The organism is bacterium, from assembly GCA_029210545.1.
Classification (GTDB): domain Bacteria; phylum BMS3Abin14; class BMS3Abin14; order BMS3Abin14; family BMS3Abin14; genus JARGFV01.
The window spans coordinates 1-9,500 of sequence record JARGFV010000096.1; the positions used below are offsets into that span (position 1 = coordinate 1).

Annotated in this window: 11 protein-coding genes; 9 read left to right on the forward strand and 2 right to left on the reverse strand. The window is 60.0% G+C overall.

Annotated features, from left to right (window positions below; translation table 11 throughout):
* Window positions 1–287 precede the first annotated feature (287 nt).
* The 9 genes from P1S46_09745 to P1S46_09785 all read left to right on the forward strand — a co-directional run bounded on the left by P1S46_09745 (window position 288) and on the right by P1S46_09785 (window position 6,443).
* Window positions 288–710 carry a cytochrome c maturation protein CcmE gene (locus P1S46_09745; protein ID MDF1536762.1) on the forward strand — a complete coding sequence of 141 codons (423 nt, stop codon included), beginning with the start codon at window positions 288–290 and terminating at the stop codon, window positions 708–710.
* 5 nt (window positions 711–715) lie between these two features.
* Window positions 716–2,686, forward strand: a complete 1,971-nt coding sequence (locus P1S46_09750) for a heme lyase CcmF/NrfE family subunit (GenBank protein ID MDF1536763.1) — start codon at window positions 716–718, stop codon at window positions 2,684–2,686.
* Window positions 2,683–2,913 (forward strand): hypothetical protein, encoded by a 231-nt coding sequence (locus P1S46_09755; protein MDF1536764.1) that lies wholly within the window; start codon window positions 2,683–2,685, stop codon window positions 2,911–2,913. Before P1S46_09750 ends, P1S46_09755 begins: the two co-directional genes overlap by 4 nt.
* A 12-nt stretch (window positions 2,914–2,925) precedes the next feature.
* Window positions 2,926–3,630 carry an ABC transporter ATP-binding protein gene (locus tag P1S46_09760; GenBank protein MDF1536765.1) on the forward strand — a complete coding sequence of 235 codons (705 nt, stop codon included), beginning with the start codon at window positions 2,926–2,928 and terminating at the stop codon, window positions 3,628–3,630.
* Window positions 3,627–4,295 carry a heme exporter protein CcmB gene (locus tag P1S46_09765; protein ID MDF1536766.1) on the forward strand — a complete coding sequence of 223 codons (669 nt, stop codon included), beginning with the start codon at window positions 3,627–3,629 and terminating at the stop codon, window positions 4,293–4,295. The genes P1S46_09760 and P1S46_09765 overlap by 4 nt, the downstream gene beginning before the upstream one ends.
* Window positions 4,296–4,407: 112 nt before the next feature.
* Window positions 4,408–5,085, forward strand: a complete 678-nt coding sequence (ccsA, locus tag P1S46_09770) for a cytochrome c biogenesis protein CcsA (GenBank protein MDF1536767.1) — start codon at window positions 4,408–4,410, stop codon at window positions 5,083–5,085.
* Entirely contained in the window at window positions 5,082–5,237 is a 156-nt protein-coding gene (locus tag P1S46_09775) for a CcmD family protein (GenBank protein ID MDF1536768.1), read from the forward strand. Before ccsA ends, P1S46_09775 begins: the two co-directional genes overlap by 4 nt.
* On the forward strand, window positions 5,230–5,757 hold the full coding sequence (locus tag P1S46_09780; GenBank protein MDF1536769.1) for a TlpA disulfide reductase family protein: 528 nt from the start codon (window positions 5,230–5,232) through the stop codon (window positions 5,755–5,757). The genes P1S46_09775 and P1S46_09780 overlap by 8 nt, the downstream gene beginning before the upstream one ends.
* A gap of 101 nt (window positions 5,758–5,858) precedes the next feature.
* Window positions 5,859–6,443, forward strand: coding sequence for a tetratricopeptide repeat protein (locus P1S46_09785; protein MDF1536770.1), 585 nt, complete (start codon window positions 5,859–5,861; stop codon window positions 6,441–6,443).
* A 414-nt stretch (window positions 6,444–6,857) separates the two neighbouring features.
* On the opposite strand, the gene thyX is transcribed toward P1S46_09785, so the two are convergent.
* Window positions 6,858–7,787, reverse strand: a complete 930-nt coding sequence (gene thyX / locus P1S46_09790) for an FAD-dependent thymidylate synthase (GenBank protein MDF1536771.1) — start codon at window positions 7,785–7,787, stop codon at window positions 6,858–6,860.
* Between the two features lie 627 nt (window positions 7,788–8,414).
* A complete protein-coding gene (locus P1S46_09795; protein ID MDF1536772.1) occupies window positions 8,415–9,134 on the reverse strand; it encodes a response regulator in 720 nt (239 codons plus the stop codon).
* Window positions 9,135–9,500: the final 366 nt, after the last annotated feature.

Below are 9,500 nucleotides of genomic sequence, written 5' to 3' on the forward strand. Positions count from 1 at the left end.
AGTGCCATTCCCATTTATCTTTAATTGCCACACAGTTAGCTGACATCTCATTTGCATCATGAATAATGCGGGCTAGTGCTAAGAACCAGGTTGCTAAGAACTGAGAGATCTTCTTAGCTCATAGAACTTCACATTCTGTGTGCATATCCCTCACCCGGGTGCAATTTCTGCACTATCGTGGTCCGTTTACCATGTGTAAGCTACTGTAAACATAGAGAAACACGCAGAATATAAGTGGCACAAACCTTGCTCTATATGACTGTTTGGCGTATGTGTGGACCAGGACAATGACCGGAAAATCAAAAGCGATCAAATTCATCGTGCTCGGACTGGCCCTTGCGGGGGCCGTCGGCTACCTGTTTGTCTCCGGGATGAGCAGTTCCATGGTCTACTACTTCACCCTGGAAGAGATGTCCCTCACGCCGCCGCGGGTGGGCGAGGAGGTGCGGCTCGCCGGGTGGGTCAAGGATGGTTCCATCTCCGGTTCCATGCTGGAAGGGGGCATCGCTTTCGTCATGACCGACGGTGAGCGCGAGCAACCGGTGAGCTACTCCGGCCAGGTACCCGACACCTTCGAGAACGGGGCCGAGGTCATCGTCGAAGGGATCTTCCGCGGGAAGCCGGTCTTCGAGGCGGCGACCATGCTGGCCAAGTGCCCTTCCAAGTACGAGGCCACCAAGCCCGGCCAGGAGAGAGGCGAGGATCTGTGAACGCCATGGGCGCGGCGGCTCTTTTCGTTGCCCTCCTCGTCAGCCTTTACGGGACGGGAGCCGCCCTCGCCGGGGCCCTTAACGGGCGGCGGAACCTGGTCAAAAGCTCCCTGCTGTCGGTCTACCTGAGCTTCGTGCTGGTGACCATCTCGTCGGCCGCCCTCCTCAGGGCTTTCCTCGCGCGGGATTTTTCCATCCTGTACGTTTTCGAATATTCCAGCAGGGCCCTGTCCGACACCTACGCCGTCACCGCTTTCTGGGCCGGGCAGGAGGGCTCCCTGCTCCTGTGGGCCTGGCTGCTTACCGCTTTCGCTGCCCTGGCGCTCCACCGCAATCGCAACAGGCTCCCCGATATGCTTCCCTGGGCCACCTTCATCCTGATGCTCAACGCCTCCTTTTTCCTCCTGCTTTTAAACTTCGTGACCGACCCTTTTGCCCCATTTCCCGGTCCGACCCCCGCCGACGGGTACGGCCTTAACCCCCTTCTCCAGAACCCCGGAATGGTCATTCACCCGCCGACCCTGTTTATCGGTTACGTGGGGCTTACCATTCCCTACGCATTCGCCCTTGCTTCCCTTCTGGCCGGCCGGTCCGATGCCCAGTGGCTCGCTCGGACCCGCCTTTGGACGGTGGTCTCCTGGTTCTTTCTCGGGATAGGGATCCTGCTCGGGGCCGAGTGGGCCTACGTGGAGCTGGGCTGGGGCGGATACTGGGCCTGGGACCCGGTGGAAAACGCCTCTCTCATGCCGTGGCTCACCGCCACAGCCTTCATGCACTCCATCATGATCCAGGAGCGAAGGGGCATGTTCAAGGCCTGGAACGTTGGGCTCATCATCATCACCTATTTCCTCATCCTCTTCGGGACCTTTATCACGCGAAGCGGGGTCATCTCCTCCGTCCACGCCTTCGGAAAGAGCAGCCTGGGCACCTTTTTCCTGGTCTTCATGATCGTGACGCTGCTCCTGGGGCTGGCCCTCATGGTGTGGCGACGCAGGCTGCTGTCCCCCGAACACCGGCTCCACTCTGTGACATCCAGGGAGGCAGCCTTTCTCCTCGGCGACATCATCCTGTCCGCCATGGCGTTCTCGGTCTTCTGGGGAACCATCTTCCCCGTGATCTCGGAGTTGGTCACCGGCACCCAGATCGCCGTCGGGGCCGGTTTTTACAACCGCGTCAACGTTCCCATTGCCCTCGTCCTCATGGCGCTCATGGGGATCGGCCCCCTCCTGGCCTGGAAAAGGTCCGCGGGCCGCAGCGTCGGCAGGGACCTGGTCCTTCCGCTGGTCATGGCGATCCTGGGCATGATCGGGTCTCTTGCCATCGGCATCCGGAACCCGGGTACGATCCTGGTCATGTCCTTTTCCGGTCTCATCGCCGGGTCCGTTCTCGTGGAGCTTTACCGCGGCGCTGCTGCCCGAAAGGACACCTACGGTCCCAATTTCCCCATTGCCGCCGCGAAAGTGGTGTGGGGCAACCGTCGCCGTTACGGCGGGTACATCGTCCACCTTGGCATGGTCCTGGTGTTCATGGGCCTTTCCGGAGCGCCCCTCACCGAGGAGGTCTCAGGCACACTGAAACCCGGCGAATCCCTGGCCGTGGGCAGCTACTCCATCAAGTACAGGAAAATGCAGTGGGTGCCCTTCCAGGACAGGCTCTCGGTGACCACCCAGCTCATCGCTTACAAGGACGGGAACGCCGTTGGACAGCTGGTCCCCGAAAGATGTTTCTACCAGAACCGTGAAGACCAGCCCACCAGCGAGGTGTCGATCCTCAGCGACTGGAAGGAGGACCTGTACGTGGCCCTCACCGGGTACAACCGGGACGGGCGAGCCAGTTTCAGGGTCCTGGTCAACCCCTTTGTGCCGTGGTTGTGGTACGGTGGATATGTTGCCGCTTTTGGCGTGGCCGTCGCCGTCTGGCCGCGGAGAAGGAAAAAAGCTGAGCCGTCGGAAGCAAGGGGGGGCGTCGCGCCATGAATATCTGGACATCCTTTTTCCTGGTCCTGTCAGCGGTGGCCCTTGCTTACCCTTTCCTCTCTAACGACGGCAAGCCCGACGGCGTTGCCGGATCGGCCCCATTGGAGGCCCACGGGGACTGGAACGAAGAAGAGGTCGATCTCGATCTTGCTTCCGGACGGTTGAGCCGGGCAGATCACGAGATCATGGGGGAGCGGGAAAAGAGCGCATCTGACGATGTGCCCTGAGCCGCGAGGTGGATGATGGGAGCCTTCCTGAGAGGTCGACAGCTCAGTAAACGGTACGGCCCCATCCACGCCCTGCGGGGAGTGGACCTATCCGTGGCCAGGGGGGGGTCCCTGGTCCTTCTCGGCCCGAACGGGGCAGGAAAGAGTACCCTGCTGGGCATTCTCGCCGGTCGGATCAGGCCCACGGAGGGTTCCGTTGTCCTGGAGGGCGGCGAGATCCGGTCCGGCACTGCGGCACGGACCAGGACCGGCTACCTGGCACACGCCTCCCTCCTCTACCCTGGATTGACTGCCCTGGAGAACCTCCGGTTCACAGGTCAGCTTTACGGGGTCAAAACTCCTTTGGCACGGGCCGAGGAGCTCCTCGATTTCGTGGGGCTGACCAGGCGCGGGGACGATCGGGTGGGAGGCTTTTCCCGGGGCATGCAGCAGCGCCTTTCCATCGCGAGGGCCCTGGTCCACGACCCCGAGCTTATCCTCCTCGACGAACCGTTCTCGGGCCTGGACTACCACTCTTCCCGGTCCTTTGCCGACGACCTGGCCCATCTCAGGGACGGCAGGAGAACCATTGTCGTTGCCACCCACGACATGGATGCGGTGAGCATCATGGGGGAGGATGTCGCTGTCATGGACCGGGGCCGGATCGTTCACCTGGGAGCGGCTCCCGAAGACGTCAGGGGGCTGTACACGGGCCTGCTCGGTCAGGAGGGGTCGTGAGGGTCGCCCTGGCTATCTTCCGCAAGGACCTCGCCCTGGAGTTCCGTGGAGGAGAGGTCGTGGTTACCCTGGCGGTCTTCTCCTTCCTGATCCTGACCCTTTTCTCTTTCACGGCGGTGCCGGGGTCCCGGGCGCCGAGGGAGATGGCGCCCGGAATCTTCTGGATCGCCTGCCTCTTCGCCGGCATCCTCGGCCTGGGAAGGAACTTCGACCGGGAGCGGGAGAACAGCTGCTTCACGGCTCTCCTGCTGGCGCCTTGTGACCGTGTCCAGGTCTACCTTGGGAAATGTTTTTCAACCCTGGCTTTCATGGTCCTCTTTCAGGCGGCCCTGTGGCCGCTGTTCGGCGTTCTTTACGGTTACAGCCCCGTCAGGGGGGCAGTAACCGCGTGGATGGGGATACTCCTCGGGGATATCGGATTTGTGGCCCTGGGGGTCATCCTATCGGCGGTCACCATCCACGTGCGGGGCAGGGAGATCATCCTCCCCCTCCTCCTGTTGCCCCTCTGCCTGCCGGTCCTGGTGGGAGGGGTCCGGATCATCTCCCTTGCCGTGGAAGGCGCGCCCTTCGGCGGGGCCGCTCTCTGGATGGGGCGTCTTGCGGCCTTCGATGTGATCTTCCTGGTGCTGGGGTCGTTGTTGTTCCCGCTGGTGGTGGAAGAGTGAATCTCAGACCTCATACCTCAAATCTCAAAGGGACGGATGAGATCTTGTCAGCAATGTGTTGCGTATTGATTCTGGATATTTAAAATGGTTTCTCTGAGATGTGAGATCTGAGATGAAGAAATTTACTGACATAGCCTTACCTGTTATCGCCGCGGTGGCCATCATTTTCGCTCTGGCCGGTGCGCTTCTCATCGCCCCAACGGAAAAGGCAATGGGCCACGTCCAGCGCATCTTCTATTTCCACCTGGGCAGCGCGGCGGCGGCTTTCGCCGGTTTCACCCTTGTGCTGGCCGCGTCGGTGGCTTTCATCCTTTCGCGCAGGATGGTCTTCGATTCGGTGGCTTTCGCCGCCGGCGAGGTCGGTGTTCTTTTCTGTTCTTTCGTCCTGCTCACCGGCCCCATGTGGGCAAGGCCTGTGTGGGGGCAGTGGTGGGTATGGGATCCGCGCTTGACGACCACTTTGTTCCTGTGGTTTCTCTACGTGGGTTACCTCGTGCTCCGGCACATGATGCCCGGCTACCGGGGTGCCATGGCCGGTGCGGTGTTCGCTATCCTCGCCTACGTGGATGTCCCCGTTGTATATTTCTCGGTGCGGTGGTGGCGAGGGATCCACCCGAGGGTCCTGCAGGGCGGAGGCGGCCTGGACCCGGCCATGATCCCGCCCCTCCTGGTGTGCGTGGCCGCATTCGGGCTCCTCGCGATGGCGTTGATCCGGGAGCGTTTCGAGATCCAGCGCCTGGAGGAGAGCGTGTCCCGGGCCGAGGATACTCTGGAGGTTGAGGCAAGATGAAAGACCTGACGTACCTGTTCTCGGCGTTCGCCATCATCTGGGCCGGTGTCGGTCTTTACCTCGTGCGCCTTGCTGCCCTGAGGAGCGATCTTCAGCGGCGTGTCGCCAGGCTCGAAGAAAGGGCTGCTGAAAGGAACAGGGTTGATGGGTAGAAAAGGGCTGTCCGCACTTCTTCTCGTCACCGTCCTTACTGTCGGCCTTGCTGCCGGCTGCACCTCCGGGGAAAACAACGGCCAGAGCCTGTCGGGCGGGGCGCCCGACTTCCTCCTTCCGTCGGTGGACGGCTCCATGGTCCGCCTGTCCGATCACAGCGGCAAGGTGATCATCGTGGATTTCTGGGCCACATGGTGTCCTCCCTGCGAGGAGATGATCCCGGTGCTTTCGAAACTCCACCGTGAGTTTTCTGAAAAAGGGCTGGTGGTCCTCGGCGTGGCCATGGACCGGGAAGGGCTCGGGGTCCTGGGCACTTTCGTCCACGAAAAGATGATCCCTTACAAGGTCCTCATGGGAGATGACAAGGTGACCAGGTCCTTCGGGGGAGTATCGTCCATACCAACCCTTTTCATCATCGACCGCGAGGGCAGGCTGGTCAGGAAGCTGATGGGGTACCACACCTTCGGGCAGCTGAAGGACCAGATCAGCAGGTATCTGGAGCAACCTGCTGAGAGCTAGGTGCTAAGGGCCAGGTGCTAAGGGCTAAGAGAGCTCTCAAGAAAGATGTTACTCAAAACCTTAAACCCAAAACACAAAACTTGTTTCCCGGAGGTTGATCAATGAAAGACAACAAAATCGTCGTCCTCGTAGTGGCCGCCCTTTTCGTCGGGCTCATGACCGGCATCCTGGGACCCAAACTCTTCGGCAGGAAGCCGGCCGTCTCCACGGTCTCCGGACCGGCGCCTGCCCAGCTGCCTCCTCAGGCTCCCGGGACCAACTACACTCTGAAGATCAGCGAGCTCAAGCGCCGCCTCGAGACCAACCCCAACGACGTCGGCCTCCTTGTCCAACTGGGCAACACCTATTTCGACAGCCACATGTACCCCGAGTCCATCGAGGCCTACGAAAAATCCCTTGCGCTCAAGCCCGGCAACCCCAACGTCCTCACTGACCTGGGGGTCATGTATCGGAGGAACGGCCAGCCCGAGGAAGCCGTCAAGAGGTTCCGGATGGCTGCCGAGGCCGATCCGACGCACCCCCAGAGCCGAATGAACCTGGGCGTCGTACTCTTTTATGACCTGCAGGACGCAATAGGCGCCCGGCAGGCCCTTGAAGGGCTTTTGAGCATCTACCCGCAGGGCCCCAATGCCGACCAGGCCCGGCTGCTCATGGCCGAGATCGACAAAATGACGGGGGGGCAATAGAAGCTGATCTCAAATCTCATCCTTCGACCAATTTTCACCTTCGCTAAAACTACTGTGGGCAGGCAGGATCGGTATCTCAAATTTCGATTCTTCCGGTTAATGCGTACCTAGGTGTTGCCACTCCAGATCCCCAAAGCTGATTAACCACGGAGGTCACGGCTTGCCACGCCGAAGCTGATCGCGAAGGCGGGAGGGACACGGAGGAAGGCCAGGAACTGGGGTAATGCTTGTCTTCGCGAGCTGATACCCGGGCGAAGCGATCTCGTTTCCTCTAAAGGCGGCGTTTTTCAACACGGAGGCATCCCTCGACAAGCTCCTTTCGATCTCCTCAGTGTCCGGAGCCTGTCACGCCGGAGGCGTGATGTCTCCAGTGAGTCACATCCTTATTGTGACGAACGGGTGGTAAAAAATCCCCTAAAGATCCCCCCAAGGGATCTTTAGCCCCATCCTCACAAGCTTGCCGGCGAACTCCCTGCCCTCCAGGGTAGGCTTGACGCTGTCCCCGTCCTTCACGGTGAACCCGGCCGCGAGAAGCTGTTTGTCCGCTTCATCCCTTCGCCCGCTGTTAATCAGGGCCAGGATCCCGATCTCGTCGCCGGAGAGGCTGACAGCCCCGTACCTGTAGTCCATGAACGCCTCCCAGGCGAGGGGTACCCATATCCTGACGATCTTCTCGCCGATGGTGTGGGCGTACTGGCGGATCTCGAGCTGGGCCTTGTCGTCCATACGCAGCGCCAGAAAATGCAGGAGGTTGTGCAGGTCGATCTTCCAGTAGGCTTCCGTGTAGGTGGACAGGGGAAGCTCCTTTCTCGCCTGTTCCCTGGCCACTCCCAGGTCGATCCTCTCCTGGTAAATCTCCCTCAGGTAGCTGAGGGCCTCGGCCTCACGCCTGGTGAGCTTCCCGCCCAGTTCGGGATCCAGTCCGCCTTCGCTGCCCTGGCGGTTCATTTCCCCCTGAAGCCTCCACTCGTCCGGTGCGGTAGTCCTGGCCCTGTCGATGGCCAGGGAGTAGCGGGTGGAGTACTCGTTGACGTTGGCGGTCCGGTGCCTGATCCATTGGCGCCACAGGTCCATGGGGACACGAACGTGGAGCTTGACCTCGCACATCTCGAAAGGGGTGGTGTGGCGGTGCCGCATGAGGTACCGGAGGAGGCCCCGATCGCCGCTCACCGTCTTCGTGCCCTTCCCGTAGGAGACCCGGGCAGCCTGGACGATGGAGTCGTCGTTTCCCATGTAGTCGACGAGACGGACAAAACCGTCGTCAAGGACGGGGAAGGGCTGCCCGAGGATCCGGTCGAGTTCAGGGACCCGGATGCGTTCGAGGCGTTCTTTTTCGTCACTCACGTTGGACCTCCCGGCAGATGGGAGTCTGTGTGAGGTTCTCCGACAGGCTCCCAGGTTGGAAAGAAAGGAAACATCCTAACGGATGGAGAAAGGGAGGTCCAGTACTTGGTAAGGTGAATTGGAGAAATGCGGGAAAGTCGGTGAAAGAGTGCGGAGAGAAAAGCGCAGTATGGGAGTATGGGGGTAAGGGAGAGTAAGGAGAGTGGCTATTGTTGACTTTAGCGCGAAGCGCCCTTCGATCACGCCATCCGTCTTCGTTCTTCGAACTACGCCGTGACAAGTCGGCGTGACTCAGGGCAGGCAAAGCGCGAAGAAAGATCATATCCTTCGCTCTCCTCCATGTCCTCTGTGACTCTGTGGTGAAATCGCTTTTACCGCTTTTACAGGAACCGCGTTCTCCGCGGTTCAATTCACCGCTTTTGGAGGAACCGTGAAGAGGGCTGGATCCCGGGTATGCGCTTCCGTCTTCGTCACGCCACTTGCGTGACTGCGACGTGATAATTCGCTTCGCCCGGAATGACGAAGGGATTGAACCCTGTTTCCGCCCTTCACTGTTCCTGTCTCCTGTCCTGCTCGCTCTGCTGGCCGTAAGTCTCGCCGCGGGTGTGATCGAAGGATGCGGGCGGCTCAGGTTTCAGCGGAATTGAGGAGACTGGCCACGTACCGGTCGATGGCCTCCTGGTCGTCCTGTTTGATGGTGAGAAATTTGATTCCGATTCCCTGGTGACTGGTGTCGTCCAGTTCCCCGAGCCAGACGACCAGAGCATCCCGCACCTCAACCTCTCTTTCGCCTGCACCGGAGTCGGGCAGCGAGAACCGGATCTGGCACATGTCACCTTTCACAGGGGTAATGTTGCCGCTGATGAAAGCTCCCCCGCCACCTAGTGAGTGGATCGTCCCTTCCTTGCCCGTGCCTTCCCATATGGCGGTGCAGGGCAGGGAAACAGAGGTTCTGGCCCAGGATCGGACAGCTATTCCAAGGAACGCTTCCACTAGAGCGAGGGCCTGGTTCCTGCGGATCGGTTTGAAGATGATGCCGTCAAAACCTGCGGCCGCCAGCTGAAGCCTCGACGCCTCCCGCTCCCCCGAGCTGACGATGATAACGGGAATGTGAGCCGTGGCAGGGTCCGCTTTGAGTATCCTGCAGACATCCAGCCCCATCATGTCTTCCATGATCTGGTCGAGGAGAATGAGGTCCGGGTTTACCGAGCGTGCCTTGTCAATGGCCTGCTTGCCGGACGAGGCCGTGTGGATGTCGAACCGCTCCCTGCCCAGGCAGGAGATCTGCTGGCTGAGGAAAAATTCGTTGTCGTCAACGATCAGAACGACATTTTTCTCATCGGCCATATCAAGGCCTTCTCTCCCCGTCTGCATTCCGCAGATAAATTTTACTCTCACCAGCTATTCAGGCATGCCACGGCGAAAATGGCGGGCCGACTCCCGGGATAGATGGTATTGGAACAAGTGCCCGGGAATCCTAATTCCAAATTTGTAACAGAAGAATCCCGTTTTGTCTCCTTATTGTTGTCACCCGAAATCCGCGATTGATTTTGATCGGCCTCCGGTCGGGGCATCGGAGGAGCCGTTTTTTCGGTCCGGATCCTTGCTCTTTGCACTGCACTCCCTGGCGCCCTCTTTCAAATTTGATAGAGTCGCAAAAAGTCCAATCCGGGACTTTTCGCTCCACGGAAAGGGAAAAGCGTCGTTTTCCCT

Bases quoted from the DNA above. Each gene is read 5' to 3' on its own strand.
- P1S46_09745 (MDF1536762.1), top strand. From the start codon at position 288: ATGACCGGAAAATCAAAAGCGATCAAATTCATCGTGCTCGGACTGGCC.
- P1S46_09750 (MDF1536763.1), top strand. From the start codon at position 716: ATGGGCGCGGCGGCTCTTTTCGTTGCCCTCCTCGTCAGCCTTTACGGG.
- P1S46_09755 (MDF1536764.1), top strand. From the start codon at position 2,683: ATGAATATCTGGACATCCTTTTTCCTGGTCCTGTCAGCGGTGGCCCTT.
- P1S46_09760 (MDF1536765.1), top strand. From the start codon at position 2,926: ATGATGGGAGCCTTCCTGAGAGGTCGACAGCTCAGTAAACGGTACGGC.
- ccsA (MDF1536767.1), top strand. From the start codon at position 4,408: ATGAAGAAATTTACTGACATAGCCTTACCTGTTATCGCCGCGGTGGCC.
- P1S46_09775 (MDF1536768.1), top strand. From the start codon at position 5,082: ATGAAAGACCTGACGTACCTGTTCTCGGCGTTCGCCATCATCTGGGCC.
- P1S46_09780 (MDF1536769.1), top strand. From the start codon at position 5,230: ATGGGTAGAAAAGGGCTGTCCGCACTTCTTCTCGTCACCGTCCTTACT.
- P1S46_09785 (MDF1536770.1), top strand. From the start codon at position 5,859: ATGAAAGACAACAAAATCGTCGTCCTCGTAGTGGCCGCCCTTTTCGTC.
- P1S46_09795 (MDF1536772.1), bottom strand. From the start codon at position 9,134: ATGGCCGATGAGAAAAATGTCGTTCTGATCGTTGACGACAACGAATTT.